The sequence below is a fragment of the Halorussus limi genome, from assembly GCF_023238205.1.
Classification (GTDB): domain Archaea; phylum Halobacteriota; class Halobacteria; order Halobacteriales; family Haladaptataceae; genus Halorussus; species Halorussus limi.
Map to the genome: position 1 here is coordinate 2,188,635 of NZ_CP096659.1, position 24,106 is coordinate 2,212,740.

A 24,106-nucleotide genomic window follows, 5' to 3' on the forward strand; every position below is an offset into this window, starting at 1 on the left:
GCGACGTCGTTTGCCGGGCCGTTCAGTCCGAGTCGACGGCACTTTCCATCGGTCCCATCGTTTCGGTGGTCCGGAGGACGTAGGGCATCAGGAGCCCCTGCACGACGATACTCAGGACCGCCACTCCGAACACCATCGCACCGAGTTTGTCGTGGTACGGGAGCGCGTCTGGGACGGTCAGGAAGAGCGCTATCGGGATGACCGTGTGCATCCCGCCCCAGACGAGGACGTGCTGGTAGTCCAGCGGAATCTTCCCCGTACTCGTCCGGTTCACCAGTTTGATAACCGGGTACACGGACACGGCCCGGACGAAGAACACCAGCAGCGTAGCGACGAGGATGAGCGGCGTGAAGTTGAGCAAGTGGTTTACCGGCACGCGGATGCCGACCAGCACGAAGAGGACGGTGGTAGCGAGGAACGCCGCTGTCCGCCAGATTTCCTCGATGAACTCCACGCTCTCCGGGCGAATCACGTTCGCCTTCCCGTAGGTGCCGATCAACAGTCCCGCCGAGACGACCGCGAGGACCCCGCTCAGGTGGAGTACCTCCTCGGCGAGGAGATAACTGCCGTACGGGAGGATAATCAGGAACAGCAACTGGGACATCTCCTCGACCGTGTACTGCAGGACGAGTAGGACGAGACCGCCCGTTACGGCACCGACGACGAGACCGCCGAGGCTCACCCACGTAATCTCGACGGCGAGGTTGACGAGTTCCGAGACGGTGACGAGTCCCTCTATCGAGCGCCCGGTCTGTACCTGTTCCCAGACCAGCGCGAGCAGCGTCGAGAACGTCACGATGGCGAACCCCTCGCTCAGGTGACTCTCGGTCTCGGCGAGGACGCCGAGTCGCGCCGGAGCGTCCGTGTCCCGGAAGATAGCCAGCACGGCGACCGGGTCGATGGGGTAGACGATGACGGCGTACAGGAGCGCGATGACGACGGGTACGCCGAACGCGTAGCTTCCCAGCAACCCGAGGAGTAGCACGGCGAACGGGAGTCCGACGACCACCATCAGAATCGCCTCGGGGAGCACGTCGCCGAAGTGTCCCGGCTTGGTCTCTTCGGCGCCCTGAAAGATGATGGTCGGGAGCAACACCTTCATGATGAGGTCCGGCGAGAGTCCGAGGCTGAGGTGGAACCGGGAGACCGAGATGGCGAACCCGACGAGCACGAGGACGACCGTAAACGGGATGCGGACGCGCCTCGCCAGAGCACGGACGACCGCGGCGATACCCAACACCAGCATGAGTTCGCCGACCAGGACGACGAGTTTGCTCATCGCTCGGTCTCCACCGGAGAGTCGGACGCCTTCGGTTCGGCGCTCGGAAACACCGGTCCACACCGGACAGTCGGTGGTACCGGCATCCGGCGCTTCGCGTCACCTCGCGGAAGCTTCGGGGAACGAGTCGGGACCATTACCCCGGTTTCGGTCCAGAAGCGGAAAAGGCTGATAGCCGGAGTGACGCTAGTCACCGCCGGGGTCTGCGGTCGTCCCGGCCCGCCCGCCGAGTAGCAACCTTTGTATCGCCGCCCCGGAAACAGACGCCCAGTCAATGACCGCGTTCTTCGACCGACTCGCCGACCGCATCGCGGAAATCGACAGCATCGTCTCCGTCGGACTCGACCCCGACGAGGAGCGCCTGCCCGCCGCGGTCAGGGACGCCGACCTGCCGCGCTGGGAGTTCAATCGCCGCATCGTCGACGCGACCCACGAACACGCCGCCGTGTTCAAGCCCAACGCCGCGTTCTACGAGGACTCCGACGGCTGGCGAGCGCTGGAGAAGACCGTCGAGTACGCCCGCGAAAAGGGCGTTCCGGTCCTGCTCGACGCCAAGCGCGCCGACATCGGCAACACCTCCCGACAGTACGCCGAGGTGCTGAATTCGGTGGACGCCATCACGCTCAACCCCTTCCTCGGCCGGGACTCGCTCGCGCCGTTCCTCGACCGCGAGACGGCCGGATGCTTCCTGCTCTGTCGGACCTCGAACCCCGGCGGCGCGGACGTGCAGGAACTCGAACTCGCCGACGGTGACCTCGTCTACGAGCGGGTCGCCGACCTCGCCAGCGAGTGGAGCGCGGACGGCAACCGGAACGTCGGTCTCGTCGTGGGCGCGACCACGCCCGACGAACTCCGGACGGTCCGCGAGCGCGTCCCCGACCTGCCCTTCCTCGTTCCCGGCGTCGGCGCGCAGGGGGGCGACGCCGAAGCGGCCGCGACCTACGCCACCGCGACCAACGGCGCGGGTCTGGTCAACTCCACCCGCGGCATCATCTTCGCCGGCGAGGATTCGGACCAATCTTACGCCGACGCGGCCGGAGACGCGGCGAAGGACTTGAAAGAGCGCCTGAACCAGTACCGCTGACCGACCACGCCGACCGTAAATCTCGAAATCGCGTCTGTCGTTCGTCGTTCCGCGCTGCCTCCGCCGAGTCGGTACCGATACGCATAATCGAAGTCGGCCCCAACCGCCGAGCGTGAACACCGACTCGACGATTTCGAGCCGACCCATCTTCGCCGCGGTGTCCGTCGTCATCGTCCTCGTGGCGGGCGGTATCGGCGCCGTCGTCGGCGCGTCGGGACAGGAGCGGGCCGTGGCAATGGACCTGCTCGGCGTGGTCTCGTTCCAGATGACGCCGGTCTCGATGGCCGCGTTCGGCGTGGTCGTGACCGCGAGCGTGCTAGCGCTCCTGTTCGGACTGGTCAGCGTCGCGTCCCGGTACGACGACGAGGCGGGCGAGCGCGCCTGAGACGCGACGGGCGAACGCGCCGACCCCGGCGAAAGCCCCTTCCGACTGCGCTGTGACGCTCCACGCATGGTCGAGCGGCGCGTCGAGGAACTGACCACCGAGGCGGAGTGGACCGCCGCGCTTCCGATTCTGCGACAACTGTGGACCGACGCCGACGAGGCGTTCGTCCGGTCGTGGGCCGACGAGGACGACTACCGACTCTTCGGTCTCGTCGCCGACGGGTCGCTGGTCGCCGTCGCCGGAATCTCCGTCCAGCGCGTCCTCCATCACGCCCGCCACGCGTGGATTCACGACTTCGTGGTGGACGAGGCCCATCGCGGCGAGAGCTACGGCGCGGACCTTCTCGGGTTCGTCGAGTCGTGGGCCGACGACCGAGACTGCGAGTACGTCGCGCTGGCGGTTCGAGACGGTAACGACGACGCGCTCGCCTTCTACGAGTCCGAGGGGATGGACCGGTGGGGCCACGTCGTGGAGACCGAACTCTGAATCGCACTCGGCCACAATGCACAAGTAGTCGTCGAAGGCTGATACGTGACCGGCGCCAACGTTCGCAGCGCATGACCGAGAAACTCGGTCTGACGGAGGCCGTGTCGATCGCGCTCGGAGGCATGATCGGCGGCGGTATCTTCGCGGTTCTCGGCGTCGTTGCGAAGATGTCGGGGTCGCTCTCGTGGGCGGCGTTCGTCGTCGCGGGCGTCGTGGCGACGTGCGCGGGCTACTCCTACGTGCAACTCAACCGCCTGAGCGACTCGAGCGGCGGGTCGGTCACGTACATCGAGGAGTTCCTCGGGAACCCGACGTTCGCGGGGATGGCCGGCTGGACGCTTCTGGTCGGCTACGTCGGCTCGATGGCGATGTACGCGTTCGCGTTCGGGAGCTTCTTCGAGAGACTGGTCGGCGTCCACCACGTCGCCGGACTCCCCCTGCGGCCGGTCGTTTCGGTGGTCGCGGTGGCGGGGTTCGTCGGCCTGAACTTCCTCGGTGCGCAGGCGACCGGCACGTCGGAGAACGTCATGGTCGGGCTGAAGGTCGGAGTCCTACTGCTGTTCGGTCTCTGGGGGCTGTACTACGGCTCCACTCACGGGAAACTGGAGTTCGGTCGCTCGCAACTCGGGCTGACGGTCGGTCCCGTCATGGCCGCGGCCGTCTCGTTCGTGGCGTTTCAGGGGTGGCAACTGCTGACCTACGACCAGGACGACATCGAGGACGTCGAGACCATTCTCCCGAAGGCAATATACGTCTCGATTCCGATAGCGACGTTCGTCTACGTCGTGGTGGCGGTCGTGACGACGAGCCTCGCGAAGTCGTCGGTGGTGCAGAACCACCCCGAGACCGCTCTCGCCGTCGCGGCGCGGCCGTTCATGGGGTCGGTCGGGTTCACCCTCATCGCGGTCGCGGCGCTGTTCTCGACCGGGAGCGCCATCAACGCGACCCTGTTCAGCAGCGCCCGGTTCGCCAAGGGCATGCTTCAGGACGACCTCCTGCCGAGCGAAGTCGGGCGCGCGGACGCCGACGGTGCGCCCGCGCGGACGCTGCTGGTTCTCGGCGCGCTGACCGCGGCGTTCACGACCTACGGGAGTCTCCGGGGAATCACGTCGTTCGCGTCGCTGTCGTTCATCGTCGTCTTCGGCGCGATGAGCTACCTCGCGTTCGCTCAGCGCGACCGCGAGGAGGTCCGGGCGGCGGTCCCGGCGGTCGGCGTCGTCGGGACGGCGCTGTTTCTGCCGCTGATGCTCTGGCACCTCTACGCCGACCAGCGCAGCGTCTTCTTCTCGGTCGTCGCCATCGCAGTCGCGGTGGTCGGGGTCGAACTGCTCTACTTCGAGCGCGAGAAGATCGAAGACGGCATCGAGAGCGTGGAGCGGTGGGTGTAGCTCGGCGGAGGCCCGGCGGCTGACGACTCACTCGACTCTGATTTCGTCGCCGACCGTGACCCCGAACGCGTCGTCGCCGCGGCCGCGGTTGACCGCCAACTCGACGTTGCCGTGGCTTCCGACCGTGACGAGGCGGTCGCCCGCGGGCAGTTCCGCGTAGGCCCGCACGACGGGTACCGACTCGCCGTTCACCGCGACCGACTCCCGACCGTCGAGCAGTTCGCCGGGGAGGTTGGTGACGGCGTTGCCGAACCCGTCCACGACGAGGACTTCGCCGACCGCCACGTCGCCGTCGAGCGTCGGGTCCGGGAAGCGGAGGTCCTCGTACTCGCCGACGGCCACTACGTCGTCGCGCTCGTGGAAGTCCTCGACGCCCGCCTCGTGAATCTCGGCGGCGGCGGGCGCGAACACGTCGCGGCCGTGGAACGTGGAACTTATCGCTCGCGGTTCCACCGCTCGCGTTTCCGAGGCGGGATGCGCCTCGCTGTCCGCGTACTCGACCTCGAAGACCTCGATTTCGTCGCCCTCACGCGCGGTCAACTCGCGGGCCGCCGGGAGCAGGACGCCGTTGTCCGGACCGACGAGCGCGTGGTCGCCCGCCCGTACCGCGAGCGCCGCCCTATCGGTGCCGACGCCGGGGTCCACGACGACGAGGTGGACCGCGGGCGGGAAGTAGGGTAGAACCTCCCGAAGCCAGAACGCCGCTGTCCGCACGTCTTGCCGGGGGAAGTCGTGGGCGACGTCTACCAGTCGCGCGTCGGTTCGCTGTAACATCACGCCCTTCATCGCCGCCGGGTAGGGCGTCCCGAAGTCCGATGCGAGCGTTATCATGTCTGGCAGTTCAGTGCCGGTTCAGTAAAAGCGATTGGAACACCGGTTGTCGAGAAGCGCAAGTAGAAGAGGCTCACTGACCGGTCCTGGCGTTCCAGTCGCCGCCGAGTTCCGCCCGGGTGTACGTCTCGAACGTCCCCCGCTGGAAGACCGTCACGCGCCCGGTCTCCTCGCTCAGCGTCAGCGTCGAGACGACGTTCGGGCGCGCCGACGTGTCGAGCGCGCTCATGTGACGAGCGCCCATCCAGTCCTCGTAGTCAGCGATTTCCGCGTTCCGCGGGCCGGAATGGTCCGATTTCAGGTCCCGGAACCGAACCATCTGGCGCTGAATCACGTCGTCGACGCTGACGACGACGGCTCCGTCCCGGGTTCGGGCGACGTCGCGTGCGGTTTCGTAGAAGTCGTCCAGTCCATCGCAGACGGTCCGACACCGGCCCACCGGCCACTGGTTGTTCCCCATCGGGTCGGCGAACTCGGCCACCGTCGGCCCGGTCACGACGGCGACGTAGAGACCGGGGCCTTTCACGTGTCGCGTGTCCCACTTCTCGAACTCCAGGCTGATGCCTTCGAGCGCGAAGACGAGACAGTCGAGCAGTTCTCGGACGTTCGAGTGCGACTCGTAATCGATGCGGAGGTCGCCGTAGTCCATGTAGCGTCTATCGGACGAACACGCATAATCGGCGTGCCCGTCGAAACGCGTATCGCTCGCTTACTCCCCGTTGCTGTCCGAGTCGCTCACTCGCTGAATCCGCTCTAGACCGCCGGTTTCCTCTACGACCTCGACCACGGCGTCCGGCACCAACTTCTCCCAGTCGTCGCCTTCTATCATTCGGTCGCGGACTTCCGTGCCCTCCAGCACGTCGCGGTTGTACATCGGCGACTGGCGCACCTCGACGCCCGCCTCCTCGAAGAGTTGGATGACCAGCGGGTTGTTCGAGTAGGCAACGTCGAAGTCCGGACTCATGCTCTGGACGTGGCTGACCCACACCGAGTTGCGGTCCAAGTCCTCGATGGGGACCGCGTAGGTCACGAGGTCAGAGTCGACCAGCGACTTGGTTATCATCATGATGCGCTCGCCCGCCGTGAACGGGTCGTGTTGGCTGTGGGAGTCGCCCGCGCTCCCGATGCCGAGGACTAACTCGTCTACCTCCTCGGCGATGCTCTGGACCACGTTGTGGTGGCCGTTGTGATAGGGTTGGAACCGGCCGATGTAGAACCCGCGAGTCATACAGTAGCGTTCCACGGGGAGGTTTTATAAGCGTGGCGAGTCGTCGCGTTCGGACGAAAGCCCGTTTTCAGCCTCTATCGCGGTGAGTTGGACGTAACCGCCTCGGGCGAATCGAGGGAGAAAGTATATCAATTCTCCAGCCCTGCATTTAGCACGTACAGGACAGTTCTATGAGTAAGGACACCGATAACGAGGCTCCGCCGGAGGAGCAAACGTCCGAGCAGGGGGGCTCGGCGTTCGAAGACCTCGGCAGCGACGTCGAACCCGACATCTCGGACGACGAGGCTGTCGAGGCCGACCTTCTGGGCGGACTTGACATCGAGACCACCGAAGAGATAGACATTCCCGACCGACTGGTGGATCAGGTAATCGGTCAGGACCACGCCCGCGACGTGGTGCAAAAGGCGGCCAAGCAGCGCCGTCACGTGATGATGATCGGCACGCCCGGAACGGGCAAGTCGATGCTGGCGAAGGCGATGAGCGAACTCCTGCCGAAGGAGGACCTACAGGACGTACTCGTCTACCACAACCCCGACGACGGCAACGAACCCAAGGTTCGGACCGTCCCGGCGGGCAAAGGCGAGCAGATAATCGAGGCCCACAAGGAGGAGGCCCGCAAGCGAAACCAGATGCGGTCGTTCCTGATGTGGGTCATCATCGCCATCGTGGTCGGCTACGCGCTTCTCATCGCGACCCGACCGCTGCTGGGCATCCTCGCGGCCGGCGTCATCTACCTCGCGTTCCGCTACGGGTCGCGCGGCAACGACGCGATGATTCCGAACCTGCTGGTCAACCACGCCGACCAGACCACCGCGCCGTTCGAGGACGCGACCGGCGCCCACGCCGGTGCGCTGCTGGGCGACGTGCGCCACGACCCCTTCCAGTCCGGCGGCATGGAGACCCCGAGCCACGACCGCGTCGAACCGGGGGCCATCCACAAGGCCAGCAAGGGCGTGCTGTTCGTCGACGAGATAAACACCCTCGACATCCGGTCCCAGCAGAAGCTGATGACCGCGATTCAGGAGGGCGAGTTCTCCATCACGGGCCAGTCCGAGCGCTCCTCGGGCGCGATGGTCCAGACCGAACCCGTCCCCTGCGACTTCATCATGATCGCCGCGGGGAACATGGACGCGATGGAGAACATGCACCCCGCGCTCCGGTCGCGCATCAAGGGGTACGGGTACGAGGTGTACATGGACGACACCATCGACGACACCCCCGAGATGCGCCGGAAGTACACTCGGTTCATCGCCCAAGAGGTCGAGAAGGACGGCCGCCTGCCTCACTTCGACGAGGATGCGGTCGAGGAGGTCATCCTCGAAGCCCAGCGCCGGTCGGGCCGTAAGGACCACCTCACGCTCAAGCTTCGGGACCTCGGCGGTCTCGTCCGGGTCGCGGGCGACATCGCTCGCGCCGCGAACAAGGACCAGACCGAGCGCGAGGACGTGCTGCAGGCCAAGCGCCGCTCGCGCTCCATCGAGCAGCAGGTCGCCGACGACTACATCGAGCGCCGCAAGGACTACGAACTCACCGTCAACCAGGGCGAGGTCGTCGGCCGCGTCAACGGTCTCGCGGTCATGGGCGAGGACAGCGGTATCGTCCTGCCCGTGATGGCGGAAGTGACGCCCTCGCAGGGACCGGGCGAAGTCATCGCCACCGGTCAACTCAAGGAGATGGCCATGGAAGCGGTCCAGAACGTCTCGGCCATCATCAAGAAGTTCAGCGACGAGGACATCACCGAGCGCGACGTTCACATCCAGTTCGTGCAGGCCGGCCAACAGGGCGTCGACGGCGACTCGGCGTCCATCACGGTCGCCACGGCCGTCATCTCGGCGCTCGAAGACATCCCGGTCGCACAGGACCTCGCGATGACCGGGTCGCTGTCGGTCCGGGGCGACGTGCTGCCGGTCGGCGGCGTGACGCACAAAATCGAGGCCGCCGCGAAGGCGGGTCTCGACCGCGTCATCATCCCGGCCGCCAACGAGGACGACGTGATGATCGAAGAGGAGTACGAGGAGCAGATCGAAATCATCCCCGTCTCCCACATCAGCGAAGTGCTGGAGGTCGCTCTCGAAGGCGAGGCCGAGAAGGACAGCCTCGTGGACCGCCTGAAGAACATCACCGGGTCGGCGCTCGAACGGCAGGTCGGCCGCTCGGGCACCGGCAGTCCGAGTCCGCAGTAACGCGGACCCTTTCTCTAGACGTATTTCGAGCGCTTCGACAGGTTCTTTCCGCCGACCGGAAACGATAGGTGCCTATTTTAACCGACATACCGTAGCGTGGAACATGGGACTCAAAAAGAGCCTCCTGAGCGGTATCGTCGCGTTCGTCGTCGCAACCCTCGCCGTCCGTGCGGTCGGCGGTGACGGCACGAAGGTCGGCCTGCTGACCGGCGGTTCGGTGGCCCTCGGCACGCTACTGTCGGGCGGGTCCGACGACACCGAAATCGAGTTCGAGGAAGTCCCGGCGGAGTAGACGCCCGGCCGCCTCCCCTCGGTCGTCGTTTTCGAGACTCCTCAGACCTGATACCACGGTTCCCGGGTGGGACCGAGCAGTTCGCGGCCGAGTCGCTCGACGAACCGGTGGAGCATGGCGAACACGAACATGATGACCACCACGCCGACGCCGAAGTAGACCGTCCTCACGGTACCTTCCAATCCGAGTTCGACGCTCAGCCAGTAAATCGCCGCTCCGGTCCCGATGACGGTCGGCGCACAGATGGCGACGGTGACGACTGCGTAGGCGGCTATCAGGCCGAACTCCCGAGCGTACGCCACGAGGCGGCCGAGCGCGTGACGCGCGACCGCCGCGGGTTTCTCCGTATCTGACATCTAAACCGTATTTCTGGCACAATTGACATAATAGTTCGGGTGAGGACGCCCCGTGAACTGCCCGGCCCACCGACCACCGCGGACGAACTACGCCGTTCGACCGTGCGCCGAAATCGACCTCCGAATCGTTGGAGAAATAAAAATCTGTCTCTCGGACAGAAATACACACTTCAGAAGTGGCCATACCATCTTCGGGCCACCGAACCGACGCAACTTTTCCGTCGCTCGCCGAACCGTCGCCCATGGACCGACTGGGCGACCTCGTGGCTCGCGAACGCCGAAGCGGCGACGCGGCCCTCGTCGCGCCGCGCGAGAACCGGACCTACGACTACCACCGGTTCTGCACCACCGCGTGGAAGACCGGCAACTTCTGGCGGCGGCGGGGAGTTCACGCCGAGGCCGGCGTCGCGGTCGCCGACGACCCCGAACCGGAGGCCGTCTTCTCGTTCCTCGGCGCGGCCCTGTTGGGCGCGAGGACGCGGTTCGGCCCGCCCGACGCTCGCGGCGGAGAAGCCGCCGACTTCGACGCTCGCGTCGTCGTCGCGCCCCGCGACGAAATCGCCGGCTACGAGGTCCCGCCGGGATGCCAGCGCGTGGGCTACGGCGGCCCGCCCGACGACCCGGCTATCGCCCACTTCGAGCGCGACGTGTGGAGCGAGAACCCCGCGTTCCCCGAGACGCCGGTCGACCCCGAGTCGGTCGCGCTCGTCGCGGACGAGGGGCGTGACGGGGCGGACGACCGCCCCGTCCGCGAGTTCTCGCACGCCGACCTGCTGGCCGCCGCGCGCGAGGTGGCCGACGAGTGGGGTCTCGAACCCGGCGACGAGGTGGCGGTCCGGGCGCCGCTCTCGAACCCCGGCACGGTCGTCGCGGGCGTGGTCGCGCCCCTGTTCGCGGGCGCGGCGGTGCTGTTCCCCGACGACGACGCGACGGGCGACTTCGCAGTCGGGTCGAACGACGCCCCCGAGGAGGCGGTCGTCCGACCGGCCGACGTTCGGATAGACTAACTGTCCCGACGCAAACGGGACGGTATGAGCGACGACCCGCTGGCAGTGACGCCGAGGCTCGGACTCGGGACGATGGGCATCGACGACGCCGACCGCATCGCGGCGGCGATAGAGACGGGGTATCGCCACCTCGACACCGCACAGATATACGAGAACGAGGCCGTCGTGGGCCGGGGCGTCGAGCGCGCGTCTGTCGAGCGGGCGGACCTCTCGCTGGCGACGAAGGTGTGGGCCGACAGCCTCGCGCCCGACGACGTGTTGGCCAGCACGCGCGAGAGCCTCTCCGAACTCGGCGTCGGCTACGTCGACCTACTCTACGTCCACCGACCCATCGACACCTACGACCCCGAGGCGACCCTGCCCGCGTTCGACCGCCTCCGCGAGGAGGGCCGGGTCCGCGCGGTGGGCGTCAGCAACTTCGACGCCGAGCAGGTGGCCGCGGCCCGCGAGATTCTGGACGCGCCGCTCGCGGCGAATCAGGTCGAGATGCACCCGCTCTACCAGCAGGACGCCCTGCTCGCCGACGCGCAGCGCCACGGCTACGCGCTGGTGGCGTACTCGCCGCTCGCGCAGGGCGAGGTGTTCGACGTGCCCGAGGTTCGGGAAATCGCCGAGAAGCACGGCGCGACGCCCGCGCAGGTGAGTCTGGCGTGGCTCGCGGGGAAGGACAACGTCGTCCCGATTCCGCGGTCGGCGAGCGACGACCACCTCCGGGAGAACCTCGCCGCGCTCGACCTCGAACTCGACGCCGCCGACGTGGCGAAAATCGAGTCGATAGACCGCGAGCAGAAGCTGTTCGAGTGAGATAACAGAAAACTTACCACTCTGCCCCCCGCGACCGCAATCGAATGACCGACTCCGTCTTCTGGAAGGGACTCACACTCTGGCTCGGTGGCTTCGCGGCCTTCGCACTGCTCGTCGGCGGCGTCTTCGCCGTCGCGTTCCTCGGCATCGGACAGGCCCCGTCGGCGATGGACGACCTCCACGTCTCGAACGACGACGACGCGAACCACACCGTCCGAATCGAGGTGATTCCCGCGAACGCGTCCGGCGAGTCGCAAGACGTGTTCGCCGAGGAGGTAGCGTCGCTCAGACCGAACGAGTCTGTCTCGTGGTCGAACGCGACTCAGGCGGGCGAGGAGTACCGACTCGTCGTCTCCGTGGACGGCCGCGAACCGAAATCGTTCGCGGTCACGGGACCGTACGACCACTGTACGACCGAGGTGTGGGTCGGAGCGAACGCCACGGTCGAAGTCGTCGCGTCATGTGCCTAAGCGACCGAACGAAACTGGTTTCCCTCGCCCGTCCGACAGAAATCCTATGCCCGGCGTAGCTTTCGCGCACGGCGAGCGCACCGCCCTCTACACCGTCGAACGCGACGACGCGGCGTTCTACCAGCGCGGCCGCAACCATCCCGCGGTCCGCGGTCCGCTCGGGTTGGCCGACCCGACGAACCTCGCGCAGGCCGAGGAGACCGTCGAGGACTGGGTCGAGCGAGACGACAGCGCCAACCTGCTCGTCTGCCTGTCTACGGAGGAGTCGGACGGCGGGGAGCAGACCGCCGGAGCCGAGGCGGAGCCGACTCCGACGAGCGACGGGGACGCGTCCTCGGCGAGCGACGCCGAACCGACTCCCATCGGAACCGTGAACGCGTGGGAACTCGACCAGCCCCGCGGTAAGGTCTCCTACTGGCTCCTGCCGGCGTACCACGGCGAGGGGTACGCGACCGAGGCGATGGCGCTCTTCCTCGACCACCTCTTCGAATCGCGGGCGGTCCGGGGCGTCGAGGCGCACGTGTACTCTCACAATAACCCCTCTCAGGCCTTGCTGGACCGTCTCGGATTCACGCTCGAAGGGAAACTTCGGGAGAACAACTTCGTCGAAGGCGCGTACCGCGACGAGTACGTCTACGGCCTGCTCCGCGACGAGTGGGTCGAGGAGTAGGCCGCTACTCCGCCGCTTCCAGTTCGTCCAGCGCCTCGGGGTTCTCGATGGAGGACATGTCGCCGAGGTCCTCGCCGGTGTAGGTCGCCTCGATGGCCCGCCGGATGATTTTCCCGCTCTGGGTCTTGGGGAACTCGGAGACGAACAGCACCTCGCGGGGCTTGAACGGTTTCCCCAGTTCTTGGCCGACCTGCTCGCGCAACTCCTCGCGGAGCGCGTCGCCGACCTCGAAGCCGTCTTCGAGGATGACGTAGGCGACCACGGCCTGTCCGGTCGTCTCGTCCGGGACCCCGACCGCGGCGGCCTGATTGACGGCCTCGTGGTCGATGAGCGCGCCCTCGACTTCCGCGGGGCCGACCTTCCGGCCCGCCACGTTGATGGCGTCGTCGGCGCGGCCGTGGAGGAACCAGAAACCGTCCTCGTCCTTCTGGGCCCAGTCGCCGTGGTCCCACAGCGGCGGGTCCTCGAAGGTGGACCAGTACTCCTCCAAGTAACGCTCGTCGCCCTCCCAGAGGCTCTTGGTCATCGAGGGACAGGAGTCGCGAGCGACGAGGAAGCCCCGCTCGTGGGTGTCGGCGATGGACTCGCCCTGCGAGTTCACGATGTCGATGTCCATCCCGAGGCCCGGCCCGCCGAGCGTGCAGGGCTTGAGCGACTGGATGGGCATCGGCATGAGGAAACAGCCCATGATTTCGGTGCCGCCCGAGATATTGATGATGGGCGCCTCGCCGCCGCCGACCTTCTCGTAGAACCACTGCCAACTCTCGGGGTCCCACGGTTCGCCGGTCGAACCCAGAAGACGGAGCGTCGAGAGGTCGTGGCGCTCGACGTGTTCGTCGCCGTACTTCCGCAGGGCGCGAATCGCCGTCGGCGAGATGCCGAACGTCGAGATGGCGTGCCGGTCTATCATCTCCCAGAACCGGTCGGGTTCGGGGTGGTCGGGCGCGCCCTCGTACATGAAGACCGTGCCGCCGAACGCGTGGTTGCCGATGAGCGTCCACGGACCCATCATCCACCCGATGTCGCTGACCCAGAAGAACCGGTCCTCCGGTTTGTGGTCGAAGCCGAAGTAAATCTCCTTGGCGGCCTGCATCAGCGCGCCGGCGTGGGTGTGGACGATGCCCTTCGGCTTGCCGGTGGTGCCCGACGAGTAGAGGAGCATCGACTCGTCGTTCGAGTCCATCGACCGCGTGTCGTACTCGTCGCTCTGGGTCTCGACCGCCTCGTCCCACCACTCGTCGCGGTCGTCGTGCCACGGAATCTCCGTCCCGCCGTCGCCCTCGCCGCCCGAGGCGCGTTGCGCCTCGCTACTGCCGAACCGGTCGTAGACGATGGTGTGCTCGACGTGGCCCGCCTGCTCGATGGCCTCGTCGGCGGTGCCCTTCAGGAACACCTCGCTCCCCCGGCGGTAGAAGCCGTCGGCGGTGAACAGCACCGAACACTCGGGGTCCTCGATGCGGGTCGCGGTCGCGTCCACGCCGAATCCGGAGAAGATGGGGACGGCGATGGCCCCGACCTTGAACGCGCCGTAGAGGATGGAGATGACCTCCGGCACCATCGGCATGTAGAGACCCACCGCGTCGCCCGCCCCGACGCCGCGCGCTTCGAGCGCGTTGGCGACCTTGTTCGACTGGCGGGCGAGTTCGTGGAACGTTACCTCGCGGACCTCGCCGTCCTCGCCCTCCCAGATGCAGGCGACCTTGTTGCGGGTCTCGCTGTCGGGGGCCGCGTGGCGGTCGACAACGTTGTGAGCGACGTTTATCTCGCCGCCCTCGTACCACTCCGAGAACTGCGGGCCATCGCTGTCGTCCCGAATCGTATCGTAGTCCTCGTAGAAGTCGATGCCGAGGTACTCGACCATCTCGTCCCAGAACCACTCGACGCCCGACTCCTCGACCCCCGGCACCTCCGAGGTCGTCCGCTCTATCAACTCCTCGTAGCCCTCGATGCCGTACTCCTGCATGAACTGGTAGACGTTGGTCGATGCCACGAACTCGTCGCTGGGTTCGTGGCGGACCTCGTCTACGTCTTCGAGCGTATCCATAGTATCCTCCGTGTGGCAAATGTTGCGGGGGCGTGCCAAGTACCTTACTCAACCTTTTACGGCGCTCGCACCGACCGAGCGCCGTCGGCGCTCCTTCGAGGGGTTCCTCGGTCCGCTCGGTCACTCCGTTCCCAAGCGGTGGCACAACCGGTGGAATACAGTAACGGCTTCGTAGCGCGACCGCTGGTGTATTGCACCGCGACTGCACCGCTGTCGAGTTATCGCTCCTCACGCCGGGGGAGAAACTCCCCGAGCGCCGCCGCCACCGCCTCGGGGTCCTCTATCTCGGTGGCGTCCCGGCGAACGTCCCGAAGGCCCCACAACGACCACCCCGCCCGCCGGACCACGAGTACCTCGTCGGTCACGTCGTAGCTCTCGAAGGTAGACCACGAGAGGAGTCGCTTGTGGACCGGACTCCCGGTGACGAGTCCCGCCGGGGAAATCCGGAGTTCGCGCTCGTTCAAACTCCCGTAGAACCCCGCCGCTATCGGGAAGAGTATCTGGAACAGCGACTGGAGCAGGTCGAACTCCAGCAGTATCCCCGCGACGAAGCCTGCACTGCTCACGACGAGCAGGCTGCCGGCGGCCCACTTCGCGCGTCGCCGGTCACGTGCCGGGCCGCGGGCGCTGAACTCGACGACCGGCGGGGCGTCGGCCAGCAGCGCCTTCGCGTGGCGGTTGTGCGACGCCGTGACGAGACCAATGGACGTAATCAACCCCGCCAGCGCACCGACGAGCGCGAGACCCACGACCGGTCCGAGCGGGGCCTCGGCGCCCGCGAGGTCAGCGCCGAACAGGGCGGCGAGGTTGGCGAACGGGAGCGCTACCGCGGCCCAGACCCACCGGGTCGCGCCGAGTCGGACGGCCACGGTCTCACGGCGACCGACCCACCCGACGACGGCCGCGACGAGCGTGCCGGGTCCGAGCAGGACGGCGAACAGCGCGCCGGGGTCGGTCGTCCACGCCAGCGCGACGCCGATTGCGACCGCCGGGGCCGCGACTGCGGCCGCGTAGAGACCGACGACGAGGCCGAAGAACCCGTCCGTGGCGTCCGCCCCGTCGGCGGGCGCGGCGACAGAAACGCCCGCCATAGTTTGAACTGTTGACGTGTTCCCGGCGTCGAACCAAAAGCGTTCTGCTCAGACCCACTCGATGCCCAGTCCCTCGTGGACGCCGAACTCCAGCGCGTTGACGAGGTAGTGGGCGACCACCACGACCAGCAGGCTCTCGGTGAGGACGAACGCGGCCGCCAGCGCGAACCCGAGCAGACCCGTCACCGCGACGCCGCCGGGTCCCTGCGCGCCGTGACCGATGGCGAACGCGACGGTCGAGAACGCCGCCAAGAGCCACGGCGAGACGCCGAATCCGGCGGCGAACGCGCCGACCAGCGCCGCCCGGAAGAGCAGTTCCTCGAACCCCGCGATGACGGGCAGGACGACCCCGAGCAGGACGGCCCACCCGCCGAGCGTGTCGGGCGCGAGCGACTCGCGCAGGCCCTCGGAGTAGTCGATTCCCGCGGCGTCCACGACCTTCGCGGCGAGTTCGTTGGCGGCGTAGAGCGCGACGCCGACGGCCACGCCGACTCCGACCGCGGGCAGGCCGACGCTCCACGGATTGCCCGTCTCGACGCCGAGCGCGACCGGCGGCACGTCGGCCAACCACGCCGCGCCGACGATGGCCACGCCGAACAGGCCCTGACTCAGCGCGACGTTCGCCAGCAGGGTGCCGGTCGAGAACTCGAGGACGTTCTGCTCGTAGCGTTCGGACGCCTCTCGCTCGCTCGCTCGCCGGGCGTCGGTCTCCGACCCGCGCTCGTCCCACGGCGATTCGTCGGTCCGCTCGCCGTTCCACGGGTCGCCGTCGTCCTCGTCGAGAACGTCGCGAGCGCGGCGCTCGGCCCGCGACCGGCCGGTGTCGCGGTGGCGCTCGATGCGGGCCGCACCGGTCGCGGGAACCCCGGCGCGGGAGTCAGAATCGGCGTCGGTGTCGTCGGTCCCCGACGCCGCGTCGCCGTCGGGGCCGCCCTCGAACATGGCCTGCGAGGCCCGCGCGAGCATGACGAGCAGGCCGAGAACGAGCATCGTGACGGCGGCGAACGACGGGTACTTCGGCGCTGGCGGCATCGCTATCGAGTAGGAAGGCCGCCGTCAAAAACCTCGGCCCCGTCGGCGGGGCCTACCGGGATTCCGCCGCGAACGTCTCGACTATCTCCTCGCGGAACGCCGGGAGGTCGTCGGGCTTGCGACTCGTCACGAACCCCTCGTCGGTGACGACTTCCTCGTCGACCCACTCGCCGCCCGCGTTGCGCACGTCGGTCTGGAGACTCGGATACGAGGTCAGCGTCCTTCCCTCGACGGCGTCGGCCTCGACCAGCACCCACGGCCCGTGACAGATGACGCCGACGGGCTTGTCGTCCGCGACGTGTTCCCGGACGAGGGTCACGGCGTCCTCGTTCGCGCGGAGTTTGTCCGCGCCTACGGTGCCGCCGGGGATAACCAGCGCGTCGTAGTCGTCGGCCGAGACGTCCGAGAACGTCGCGTCGATTTCGTACGACTCGGCCCACTCGAGGTCGTTGTCGACGGTCCGGGCCTCTCCGGTTTCGCTACTCAGGATCTCGACGCTGGCCCCCGCGTCGGCGACGGCGGCCTTCGACTCGGTGAACTCGACGTCCTCTGTGCCTTCTGGAGCGACGAAGACGCCGACGGTTACGCCGTTTAGCGTCTCCTGGTCGGTCTCGCTCATTCGAGTCGAACTGGGGGACGAACGCGCATAAGCCGACGGGCCGGGTCGCGTGACGGTCCCCCAATCGGGTGCGCTGCTGGACCGCGAGCGAGGGCAGAGCCCGAGCGAGCGGCCCGAGCGACGACCATACCGAGCGCCGGAGTACCTTCGGTCCTCCGAGCCTTCGGCGCGAAAAGCCGAAGACGAAGCGAGTGGCGGGAGGAGTGCAGCGGTTTTGGTCGAGCGTTTGCGAGGGCGACCCTGAACGCGCCGCCCGCAGTAAACGGTCGTTTAGAACGAGTTCTTTATCTTCTCGAAGAAGCCTTCCTCGACGCTGACCTCCTCGCCGCCGGCCTCGGCGAACTGTTCGAGCGCCTCCCTCTGCTCGTCGTTCAGGCTCTCGGGCGTCACGACCTGCACCTGCACGTAGAGGTCCCCCTGCCCGCGCCGCCGGAGTCGGGGCATCCCCTTGCCCTTGAGACGGAACGTCTCGCCGCTCTGGGTGCCCGCGGGCACGTCCATCTCGACGGTGCCGTCGAGAGTCGGAATCTCGACGGTGTCGCCGAACGTCGCCTGCGGGAACGAGATGGGTTCCTGTCGTCGGAGGTCGTCGCCGTCGCGCTCGAAGTCGGGGTGGTCCTCGATTTCGACCTCGATGAGCAGGTCGCCGTTCGGGCCGCCGTTCGGGCCGGGCGCGCCCTCGCCCTCCATCTGGAGGCTCTGGCCCGACTGGATGCCCGCCGGGACTTCGACCGACAGCGTGGCCTCCTTGCGGACCGTGCCGTCGCCGCCGCAGGTCGAGCATGTCTCGGCGTAGATTTCGCCCTCGCCGCCGCAGTGGCGACAGGTCTGGGTCTGCTGGACTCGGCCGAGCGGCGTCTGCTGGACCTGCGTGACCTGTCCGCGGCCGTTGCACTCCTGACAGGTGTGCGAGTCTGTGCCCGGCGGGTGGCCCTCGCCGTCGCAGTCGTCACAGCGCTCGGGACGGCGGACGCTGACCTGCTTCTGGACGCCCTCGTAGGCGTCTTCGAGGTCGATGGTCAGGCGCGTCCGGAGGTCTTGGCCCTTCTGGGGCCGGTTAGACTGGCGGCCACTGCCGCCGCCGAAGAACTGCTCGAAGATGTCGCCCATGCCGCCTTGGCCGCCCATGCCGCCTTGGCCGCCCATGCCGCCTTGGCCGCCCATGCCGCCCCGACCGGCACCGCCGGCGCCGCCGTCGAAGCCGCCGCGCTTCTCGGCCTGCTCGAACCGCTCGTGACCCATCTGGTCGTAGGCCTGTCGCTTCTCCTCGTCGGTCAGCACTTCCTTGGCCTTCTGGAGCTTTTTGAACTTCTCCTCGGCGTTCGGGTCGTCGCTCACGTCGGGGTGGTAGTCGGTCGCCTTGTCGCGGTAGGCCGATTTTATCTCGTCCTCGTCGGCGTCCCTGCTCACGCCGAGTATGTCGTAGAAGTCCTCGCTCATTCGTTGTGAGTCGATAAAAGATGGAGTTACTTCAAGGGTCCGTTGCCGTATCGCGGGTCGAACGCGCGAGCGACGTTACTCGTCGTCGTCCTCGTCGACGTCCTCGAAGTCGGCGTCCACGTACTCCTCGCCGTCGCCGCCACCGGCACCGCCGGGTCCGGCCTGACCGCCCATCCCGCCGGGTCCGGCACCCGCCGCACCGCCGGGACCAGCGCCGCCGGGGCCCGCGCCAGCGCCCGCACCGCCGGCACCGGCCTGGGCCTGCTGCTGGTACATCTGCTTGCCGATCTCCTGCAGTTGCTCGCTGAGGCTCTCGGTCGCGTCTTCGAGGTCCTCCTTCGTGGCGTCCTCGTCGCCCAGAACCTCCTGTACGCTCTCGATTTCGGCCTCGATGTCGGCCTTCAGGTCGTCGTCGATTTCCTCCTCGTTCTCGTCGAGCAGGGTCTCGGCGCGCTGGACCGCGCTCTCGGCCTCGTTTCGGGCCTCGATGCGCTCGCGGCGCTGCTGGTCTTCCTCCTCGTGTTTCTCGGCTTCCTCCTGCATCTGCTCGATCTGCTCGTCGGAGAGACCGGCGCCGCCCTCGATGGTAATCTCCTCGGAGTTACCCGACCCTTGGTCCTCGGCCGTGACGTTGACGATGCCGTTCTCGTCGATGTTGAACCCGACCTCGATTTGGGGGGTTCCGGCCGGCGCGGGCGGGATGCCCGTCAACTGGAACTCGCCGAGCAGTTCGTTCTCCTCGGCGATTTCGCGCTCGCCCTGGAACACTCGGACCTGCACGGAGGTCTGGTTGTCCGCGGCCGTGGTGAACACCTTCGACTCCTCGGTCGGGATGGTGGTGTTCTTGTCGATGAGACGCTCGAAGAGGCCGCCCTTGACCTCGATACCGAGCGAGAGAGGCGTCACGTCGAGCAGGACGATGTCGTCCACGTCGCCGCTGAGGACGCCGCCCTGAATCGCCGCGCCGAGCGCGACGGCCTCGTCGGGGTTGACGTTCTTCTTCGGCTCTTGGCCGGTCATCTCCTCGACCTTCTCCTGCACTTGGGGCATCCGGGTCGAACCGCCGACCAGAATCACTTCGTCGATGTCGCTCTTCGAGTAATCGGCGTCTTCGAGCGCTTGCTCGGTCGGGCCGACCGTGCGCTCGATGAGGTCCGAGGTTAGACTCTCGAACTTCGCGCGGGTGATGCTCTGTTCGAGGTGGACCGGACCCTCGTCGGTCGCCGTGATGAACGGGAGGTTGATGTCGGTCTCCTTCCGAGAGGAGAGTTCGATTTTAGCCTCCTCCGCGGCGTCCTTCAGGCGCTGGAGGGCCTGTCGGTCCTCGCGGAGGTCGATGCCGTGTTCGTTCTCGAACTCGTCGGCGAGGTAGTCGATGATGGCCTCGTCCCAGTCGTCGCCCCCGAGGTCGTTGTCACCGTTGGTGGCGACGACCTCGTAGACGCCGCCGCCGAGGTCGAGGATGGAGACGTCGAAAGTGCCCCCGCCGAGGTCGTAGACGAGGACCGTCTGGTCGGACTCGTCGTCGAGTCCGTACGCCATCGACGCGGCGGTCGGTTCGTTGACGATGCGCTCGACCTCGAACCCGGCGATTTCGCCGGCGTCCTTGGTCGCTTGGCGCTGCTTGTCGTTGAAGTATGCCGGGACCGTGATGACCGCCTTCTCGACGTCGTCGCCGAGGTACTCCTCGGCGTCGCGCTTTATCTTCTGGAGGGTCATCGCCGAAATCTGCTCGGGAGTGTACTCCTCTCCGTCGATTTCGACGGTGTAGTCCTCGTCGCCCATGTGGCGCTTGATGGACTGAATCGTGCGCTCGGGGTTCTGAACCGCCTGGTTCTTGGCGGGTTTCCCGACGAGGCGCTCGCCGTCGTCGAAGGCGACGACCGAGGGCGTGGTTCGCTCGCCCTCGCTGTTGACGATGATCTCCGGGTCGCCGCCCTCCATGACCGCGAACGCGCTGTTCGTGGTGCCGAGGTCGATGCCCAGAATCTTGTTGCTCGCCATCTTGTTCGATACGTTGCGGGTTCTTCCGTTTAAGCCTTGCTAGTCTCGACGTGAGGCCTCGAGCAGCGATTCTACCGCCGTCTTGCGGTTTTGGAATTTCCCTGTGTCCGAGAATGACATACTTATATATCCGACCGCAATTCTACTCGTCGGTCGGAATCCCGATTCGAACGTCGTCGCGTTCGCCCTGCGGTGGGCGTTACTGCTCGTCGCCGCCCTCGCTGACCGTCACCTGCGCGGCGCGGAGGACCTTCTCGCCCATCTCGTAGCCGGGTTGGTACACGTCCGCGACGGTGCCCTCGGGTTGGTCGCTCTCGACCTGCATCATCACCTCGTGGCGCTGGGGGTCGGTCTCGGCGCCGGGTTCGGGCGCTATCTCCTCGACGTCCTCGTCTTCGAACACGCGGTCGAGTTCCTTGAGCGTCATCTCGACGCCCTCCTTGAGGCTCTCGACGTTCTCGTGGTCGTCCTCGACGGCGCGCTTGAGGTTGTCGCGCACGTCCAGCAGGTTCTCCACGAGGTCCTCGGTGGCGCGGTCTTTCATCTGCTCCTGGCGCTTCTTCGCGCGCTTCTTGTAGTTCTTGAAGTCCGCGCGGTTGCGCTTGAGTTTGGATTCGAGGTCGTCGACCCGCTCCTCGGCCTCCTCCCTGTCCGCTTCGAGACCCGCGAGATGGCCTTCGAGGTCGGCGGCGAGTTTCGCGTCCTGCGTGGCGACTTCCGCGACGAGTCTGGTGCTCTCCGTGCCGAGGTGGTCGGTCTCGGCCTCGGTCTCCGATTCCTCGGCGGCCGCGTCGGCGTCCTCGCCGGCGTCGGTTCGGGCGTCTCCGGTCTCCTCGGCGTCCTCCCGCACCTGCTCGGTGGCTTCCTCGTCGGTCATATGCGATACAAACGGTTGGGCGCGTTTAAGGATTCAGAAAGCGGACCGGGTGGCGACTCCGCGGGACGTGACCCCGAACACTCACGACCCCATCACGCCGCGGCGCTCGAACGCCGCCCGAATCTGGTCGCTCACGTCCAGTTCGGCCAGTTCCTCCGCCACGTCGATTTCCTCGAACTTCTCCGCGCCGGCGGGCGTCTTCTTCAGGTTGTTGACGTGGTAGAGATACGACAGGCGCAACAGCCAGATTGCCTGCTCTACGTCCTCGTCGTCCTCGACGTAGCGGGTCGTCCACCCCGACTCCGGGACGACGTGGTGCTCCTCGGTCTTCCCCTCCTCGACGAGAGTGTCGCGCAGGCGCTCGGTGAACGGCACGTCCACGATACCCCACCGGTGGACGTGGCCGACCTCCCGCGGGCCGAGCGTGAACTCCCGGCCCTCGAACCGGTGTTCGTTGGTCTCGACGTGGGGCCACGCGGCGACTTCCTCGATGATTCGGTCCACGAGTCGCACCGCCTGACGCTTGTCTTGGTCCCCCATGAGTCTCTATCGAAATAACGCCGTCTGGGAACTTAACCTGTCTGCCCGTCGCTCAGAAACGGGTGACTCGATGTGTCGCTCGCGAGCGTCTGCCGCGGACGAACGCACGCCGGGGTGAGCGCGAGACCGCTGAACTGAGGGCTCTGAGACCGCGAGACCGGGAGACCGCGAGACCACGGAACGCGCCGAATCACGGCAAGCCGTTTATGTCCCGCGGGCACCGAGAGACCACCAACGTGGCCGACGCGACGCTGACCTTCGAGGACGGGACCGTCCGAGTCGAGAGCGACGCCGACCTCGACCTGCCCCACACCGAGACCGACGCGCGGTCGAAGACCCGGCGAGCGCCCGGGTTCCGGTACGCCGCGCTCCGGGAGGCGCTGGACCGGCAGGGGGCGACCTACGAGGACTCGGTCCTCGACGCGCCCGACCTCCCCGACGTGGCCTCGGCCTACGAACTCCGGGAGTACCAGCGCGACGCCCTCTCGGCGTGGGAGGCGGCGGGGCGGCGGGGCGTGCTCGAACTCCCGACCGGGAGCGGCAAGACCGTCATCGGCCTGAAAGCCATCGAGCGGTTGCAGACCGCGACTATCGTCGTGGTCCCGACCATCGACCTGTTAGAGCAGTGGCGACGCGAGTTGGAGTCGGCGTTCGGCGTCCCGGTCGGTCAATTGGGCGGCGGCGAGCAGAACGTCGAAGCCCTGACCGTCTCGACCTACGACTCGGCGTACCTCCGGGCCGACGAACTGGGCGACCGGTTCGGACTCGCCGTCTTCGACGAGGTCCACCACCTCGGCGGCGAGGGCTACCGCGACATCGCTCGCCTGCTGGCCGCGCCCGCCCGGATGGGCCTGACCGCGACGTTCGAGCGCCCGGACGGCGCACACGAGGTGGTCGCGGACCTCGTCGGCGACCGAGTCTACGCCATCGACCCCGACGAACTAGCGGGCGACCACCTCGCGCCCTACGACATCAAGCGCCTCGAAGTCGAACTGACCCCGGCGGAGCGCGAGCGCTACGAGGCGGCCAACGAGGTGTTCACGAACTACCTCGCCCGGTCGAACATCCGCATGCAGAGCGGGAGCGACTATCAGGAACTGGTCAAGCGGTCGGGGTCCGACCCCGAGGCCCGCGAGGCCCTGCTCGCCAAACAGCGCGCCCGCGAAATCATGATGAACAGCGACGCGAAGGTCGAGGCCCTCGAAGGAGTCCTCGCCGACCACCGCGACGACCGGGTCATCGTCTTCACGGCGCACAACGACCTCGTCTATCGCCTCTCCGAGCGATTCCTTCTCCCCGCCGTCACGCACCAGACCGGCGCGGCCGAGCGCCGGGAAATCTTGGGTCGGTTTCGGGAAGGCGACTACTCGCGCATCGTGACCTCGAACGTGTTGGACGAGGGCGTGGACGTGCCCGACGCCAACGTCGCGGTCCTGCTCTCGGGGAGCGGGAGCGAACGCGAGTTCACCCAGCGACTCGGTCGCGTCCTCCGCCCGAACGAGGACGGCCGGGCCGCGCTGCTCTACGAGGTCGTCAGCGCCGAGACAGCGGAGGAGCGCGTGGCCGAGCGGCGTCGGTAGGCTACCCGTCGAACTGCCGGACGTCGGCGTTGATGGACCCCTTGCGCTCGAACTGGGCGTAAGTGAACTCGAACTCGACCGTCACGGTCTCGCGTTCGCCCGCCGGGAGCGTCACGTCCACCTTCTCGCGGCTCGCGTCGGTGGCGACGGTCCCGTCGTCCGCGAGTTCGTCCCCGGTCGCCGACTCGGCGGCGGTCACGGTCACGTAGAGGGTGCCCGACCCCTTCGCGTCGCCCGTGTTCTCGACCGTAACGTCGATGACCAGCGCGCCGGAGTCGCCCTCCCGGAAGTTGGTCTCCGTCACCTCCAGCGAGGCCCTCGGGCCGTCGCTGCCCGCGCATCCCGCGAGGAGACCGAGGCCGCCCGTCGCGCCGAGGAGCGCACAGTTCCGTAGGGTGTCGCGCCTTCGCATAGCC

At 67.2% G+C, this 24,106-nt stretch carries 25 protein-coding genes; 11 read left to right on the forward strand and 14 right to left on the reverse strand.

Annotated features, from left to right (window positions below; genetic code table 11):
* Positions 1-22: 22 nt before the first annotated feature.
* On the reverse strand, positions 23-1,279 hold the full coding sequence (locus M0R89_RS11270; protein WP_248649183.1) for a cation:proton antiporter: 1,257 nt from the start codon (positions 1,277-1,279) through the stop codon (positions 23-25).
* 274 nt (positions 1,280-1,553) lie between these two features.
* Between M0R89_RS11270 and pyrF the strand changes: the two genes are divergently transcribed.
* The 4 genes from pyrF to M0R89_RS11290 all read left to right on the forward strand — a co-directional run bounded on the left by pyrF (position 1,554) and on the right by M0R89_RS11290 (position 4,622).
* Complete coding sequence (gene pyrF, locus M0R89_RS11275; protein WP_248649184.1) at positions 1,554-2,363, forward strand: orotidine-5'-phosphate decarboxylase; 810 nt, start codon at positions 1,554-1,556, stop codon at positions 2,361-2,363.
* 112 nt (positions 2,364-2,475) lie between these two features.
* Positions 2,476-2,748 carry a DUF7520 family protein gene (locus M0R89_RS11280; RefSeq protein ID WP_248649185.1) on the forward strand — a complete coding sequence of 91 codons (273 nt, stop codon included), beginning with the start codon at positions 2,476-2,478 and terminating at the stop codon, positions 2,746-2,748.
* A gap of 66 nt (positions 2,749-2,814) precedes the next feature.
* Positions 2,815-3,234, forward strand: a complete 420-nt coding sequence (locus M0R89_RS11285; protein ID WP_248649186.1) for a GNAT family N-acetyltransferase — start codon at positions 2,815-2,817, stop codon at positions 3,232-3,234.
* A 71-nt stretch (positions 3,235-3,305) separates the two neighbouring features.
* The gene (locus M0R89_RS11290; protein ID WP_248649187.1) at positions 3,306-4,622 is read left to right on the forward strand and encodes an APC family permease; all 1,317 of its coding nucleotides are present in this window, start codon (positions 3,306-3,308) and stop codon (positions 4,620-4,622) included.
* A 27-nt stretch (positions 4,623-4,649) separates the two neighbouring features.
* Here the strand turns inward: M0R89_RS11290 and M0R89_RS11295 are convergent, their stop codons facing one another.
* From M0R89_RS11295 to M0R89_RS11305, 3 genes are all read right to left on the reverse strand, one after another.
* Positions 4,650-5,453: an SAM hydrolase/SAM-dependent halogenase family protein gene (locus M0R89_RS11295; protein ID WP_248649188.1), complete on the reverse strand. Its 804-nt coding sequence runs from the start codon at positions 5,451-5,453 to the stop codon at positions 4,650-4,652.
* A gap of 73 nt (positions 5,454-5,526) precedes the next feature.
* Entirely contained in the window at positions 5,527-6,102 is a 576-nt protein-coding gene (locus tag M0R89_RS11300) for a diadenylate cyclase (RefSeq protein WP_248649189.1), read from the reverse strand.
* Positions 6,103-6,162: 60 nt separating this feature from the next.
* On the reverse strand, positions 6,163-6,681 hold the full coding sequence (locus M0R89_RS11305) for a nicotinamide-nucleotide adenylyltransferase (RefSeq protein WP_248649190.1): 519 nt from the start codon (positions 6,679-6,681) through the stop codon (positions 6,163-6,165).
* 170 nt (positions 6,682-6,851) lie between these two features.
* On the opposite strand from M0R89_RS11305, the gene lonB reads away from it, so the two are divergent.
* Positions 6,852-8,864, forward strand: a complete 2,013-nt coding sequence (gene lonB, locus M0R89_RS11310) for an ATP-dependent protease LonB (RefSeq protein WP_248649191.1) — start codon at positions 6,852-6,854, stop codon at positions 8,862-8,864.
* 103 nt (positions 8,865-8,967) lie between these two features.
* Positions 8,968-9,156, forward strand: a complete 189-nt coding sequence (locus tag M0R89_RS11315; protein WP_248649192.1) for a hypothetical protein — start codon at positions 8,968-8,970, stop codon at positions 9,154-9,156.
* 41 nt (positions 9,157-9,197) lie between these two features.
* Here the strand turns inward: M0R89_RS11315 and M0R89_RS11320 are convergent, their stop codons facing one another.
* The gene (locus M0R89_RS11320) at positions 9,198-9,512 is read right to left on the reverse strand and encodes a hypothetical protein (protein WP_248649193.1); all 315 of its coding nucleotides are present in this window, start codon (positions 9,510-9,512) and stop codon (positions 9,198-9,200) included.
* A 242-nt stretch (positions 9,513-9,754) separates the two neighbouring features.
* Here M0R89_RS11320 and M0R89_RS11325 point away from each other — a divergent pair, with 242 nt between their 5' ends.
* From M0R89_RS11325 to M0R89_RS11340, 4 genes are read left to right on the forward strand one after another with little or no spacing between them, the layout of a single operon-like run.
* Positions 9,755-10,519 (forward strand): acyl-CoA synthetase family protein, encoded by a 765-nt coding sequence (locus M0R89_RS11325; RefSeq protein ID WP_248649194.1) that lies wholly within the window; start codon positions 9,755-9,757, stop codon positions 10,517-10,519.
* 24 nt (positions 10,520-10,543) lie between these two features.
* Positions 10,544-11,323, forward strand: coding sequence for an aldo/keto reductase (locus M0R89_RS11330; protein ID WP_248649195.1), 780 nt, complete (start codon positions 10,544-10,546; stop codon positions 11,321-11,323).
* A 44-nt stretch (positions 11,324-11,367) separates the two neighbouring features.
* Positions 11,368-11,793: an Ig-like domain-containing protein gene (locus M0R89_RS11335; RefSeq protein WP_248649196.1), complete on the forward strand. Its 426-nt coding sequence runs from the start codon at positions 11,368-11,370 to the stop codon at positions 11,791-11,793.
* A 46-nt stretch (positions 11,794-11,839) separates the two neighbouring features.
* Positions 11,840-12,463, forward strand: a complete 624-nt coding sequence (locus tag M0R89_RS11340) for a GNAT family N-acetyltransferase (RefSeq protein WP_248649197.1) — start codon at positions 11,840-11,842, stop codon at positions 12,461-12,463.
* 4 nt (positions 12,464-12,467) lie between these two features.
* On the opposite strand, the gene M0R89_RS11345 is transcribed toward M0R89_RS11340, so the two are convergent.
* The 8 genes from M0R89_RS11345 to M0R89_RS11380 all read right to left on the reverse strand — a co-directional run bounded on the left by M0R89_RS11345 (position 12,468) and on the right by M0R89_RS11380 (position 22,110).
* Positions 12,468-14,507 carry an AMP-binding protein gene (locus tag M0R89_RS11345; RefSeq protein ID WP_248649198.1) on the reverse strand — a complete coding sequence of 680 codons (2,040 nt, stop codon included), beginning with the start codon at positions 14,505-14,507 and terminating at the stop codon, positions 12,468-12,470.
* Positions 14,508-14,725: 218 nt separating this feature from the next.
* Entirely contained in the window at positions 14,726-15,598 is an 873-nt protein-coding gene (locus M0R89_RS11350; RefSeq protein ID WP_248649199.1) for a hypothetical protein, read from the reverse strand.
* 48 nt (positions 15,599-15,646) lie between these two features.
* A complete protein-coding gene (locus M0R89_RS11355) occupies positions 15,647-16,630 on the reverse strand; it encodes a CPBP family intramembrane glutamic endopeptidase (RefSeq protein ID WP_248649200.1) in 984 nt (327 codons plus the stop codon).
* A 52-nt stretch (positions 16,631-16,682) separates the two neighbouring features.
* On the reverse strand, positions 16,683-17,249 hold the full coding sequence (locus M0R89_RS11360; RefSeq protein ID WP_248649201.1) for a type 1 glutamine amidotransferase domain-containing protein: 567 nt from the start codon (positions 17,247-17,249) through the stop codon (positions 16,683-16,685).
* Between the two features lie 270 nt (positions 17,250-17,519).
* Entirely contained in the window at positions 17,520-18,689 is a 1,170-nt protein-coding gene (gene dnaJ / locus M0R89_RS11365) for a molecular chaperone DnaJ (RefSeq protein ID WP_248649202.1), read from the reverse strand.
* Positions 18,690-18,764: 75 nt separating this feature from the next.
* Entirely contained in the window at positions 18,765-20,693 is a 1,929-nt protein-coding gene (dnaK, locus tag M0R89_RS11370) for a molecular chaperone DnaK (RefSeq protein WP_248649203.1), read from the reverse strand.
* 199 nt (positions 20,694-20,892) lie between these two features.
* Entirely contained in the window at positions 20,893-21,570 is a 678-nt protein-coding gene (locus M0R89_RS11375) for a nucleotide exchange factor GrpE (RefSeq protein WP_248649204.1), read from the reverse strand.
* A gap of 81 nt (positions 21,571-21,651) precedes the next feature.
* A complete protein-coding gene (locus M0R89_RS11380; protein WP_248649205.1) occupies positions 21,652-22,110 on the reverse strand; it encodes a luciferase domain-containing protein in 459 nt (152 codons plus the stop codon).
* 206 nt (positions 22,111-22,316) lie between these two features.
* Between M0R89_RS11380 and M0R89_RS11385 the strand changes: the two genes are divergently transcribed.
* Complete coding sequence (locus M0R89_RS11385; protein ID WP_248649206.1) at positions 22,317-23,690, forward strand: DEAD/DEAH box helicase; 1,374 nt, start codon at positions 22,317-22,319, stop codon at positions 23,688-23,690.
* Between the two features lies 1 nt (position 23,691).
* Here the strand turns inward: M0R89_RS11385 and M0R89_RS11390 are convergent, their stop codons facing one another.
* On the reverse strand, positions 23,692-24,102 hold the full coding sequence (locus M0R89_RS11390) for a hypothetical protein (protein ID WP_248649207.1): 411 nt from the start codon (positions 24,100-24,102) through the stop codon (positions 23,692-23,694).
* Positions 24,103-24,106: the final 4 nt, after the last annotated feature.

What these genes read in the sequence shown, in the direction of transcription:
- M0R89_RS11270 (WP_248649183.1), bottom strand. Translation starts at nt 1,279, where the DNA reads ATGAGCAAACTCGTCGTCCTGGTCGGCGAACTCATGCTGGTGTTGGGT.
- pyrF (WP_248649184.1), top strand. Translation starts at nt 1,554, where the DNA reads ATGACCGCGTTCTTCGACCGACTCGCCGACCGCATCGCGGAAATCGAC.
- M0R89_RS11285 (WP_248649186.1), top strand. Translation starts at nt 2,815, where the DNA reads ATGGTCGAGCGGCGCGTCGAGGAACTGACCACCGAGGCGGAGTGGACC.
- M0R89_RS11290 (WP_248649187.1), top strand. Translation starts at nt 3,306, where the DNA reads ATGACCGAGAAACTCGGTCTGACGGAGGCCGTGTCGATCGCGCTCGGA.
- M0R89_RS11295 (WP_248649188.1), bottom strand. Translation starts at nt 5,453, where the DNA reads ATGATAACGCTCGCATCGGACTTCGGGACGCCCTACCCGGCGGCGATG.
- M0R89_RS11300 (WP_248649189.1), bottom strand. Translation starts at nt 6,102, where the DNA reads ATGGACTACGGCGACCTCCGCATCGATTACGAGTCGCACTCGAACGTC.
- M0R89_RS11305 (WP_248649190.1), bottom strand. Translation starts at nt 6,681, where the DNA reads ATGACTCGCGGGTTCTACATCGGCCGGTTCCAACCCTATCACAACGGC.
- lonB (WP_248649191.1), top strand. Translation starts at nt 6,852, where the DNA reads ATGAGTAAGGACACCGATAACGAGGCTCCGCCGGAGGAGCAAACGTCC.
- M0R89_RS11315 (WP_248649192.1), top strand. Translation starts at nt 8,968, where the DNA reads ATGGGACTCAAAAAGAGCCTCCTGAGCGGTATCGTCGCGTTCGTCGTC.
- M0R89_RS11320 (WP_248649193.1), bottom strand. Translation starts at nt 9,512, where the DNA reads ATGTCAGATACGGAGAAACCCGCGGCGGTCGCGCGTCACGCGCTCGGC.
- M0R89_RS11325 (WP_248649194.1), top strand. Translation starts at nt 9,755, where the DNA reads ATGGACCGACTGGGCGACCTCGTGGCTCGCGAACGCCGAAGCGGCGAC.
- M0R89_RS11330 (WP_248649195.1), top strand. Translation starts at nt 10,544, where the DNA reads ATGAGCGACGACCCGCTGGCAGTGACGCCGAGGCTCGGACTCGGGACG.
- M0R89_RS11335 (WP_248649196.1), top strand. Translation starts at nt 11,368, where the DNA reads ATGACCGACTCCGTCTTCTGGAAGGGACTCACACTCTGGCTCGGTGGC.
- M0R89_RS11340 (WP_248649197.1), top strand. Translation starts at nt 11,840, where the DNA reads ATGCCCGGCGTAGCTTTCGCGCACGGCGAGCGCACCGCCCTCTACACC.
- M0R89_RS11345 (WP_248649198.1), bottom strand. Translation starts at nt 14,507, where the DNA reads ATGGATACGCTCGAAGACGTAGACGAGGTCCGCCACGAACCCAGCGAC.
- M0R89_RS11350 (WP_248649199.1), bottom strand. Translation starts at nt 15,598, where the DNA reads ATGGCGGGCGTTTCTGTCGCCGCGCCCGCCGACGGGGCGGACGCCACG.
- M0R89_RS11355 (WP_248649200.1), bottom strand. Translation starts at nt 16,630, where the DNA reads ATGCCGCCAGCGCCGAAGTACCCGTCGTTCGCCGCCGTCACGATGCTC.
- M0R89_RS11360 (WP_248649201.1), bottom strand. Translation starts at nt 17,249, where the DNA reads ATGAGCGAGACCGACCAGGAGACGCTAAACGGCGTAACCGTCGGCGTC.
- dnaJ (WP_248649202.1), bottom strand. Translation starts at nt 18,689, where the DNA reads ATGAGCGAGGACTTCTACGACATACTCGGCGTGAGCAGGGACGCCGAC.
- dnaK (WP_248649203.1), bottom strand. Translation starts at nt 20,693, where the DNA reads ATGGCGAGCAACAAGATTCTGGGCATCGACCTCGGCACCACGAACAGC.
- M0R89_RS11375 (WP_248649204.1), bottom strand. Translation starts at nt 21,570, where the DNA reads ATGACCGACGAGGAAGCCACCGAGCAGGTGCGGGAGGACGCCGAGGAG.
- M0R89_RS11380 (WP_248649205.1), bottom strand. Translation starts at nt 22,110, where the DNA reads ATGGGGGACCAAGACAAGCGTCAGGCGGTGCGACTCGTGGACCGAATC.
- M0R89_RS11385 (WP_248649206.1), top strand. Translation starts at nt 22,317, where the DNA reads ATGTCCCGCGGGCACCGAGAGACCACCAACGTGGCCGACGCGACGCTG.
- M0R89_RS11390 (WP_248649207.1), bottom strand. Translation starts at nt 24,102, where the DNA reads ATGCGAAGGCGCGACACCCTACGGAACTGTGCGCTCCTCGGCGCGACG.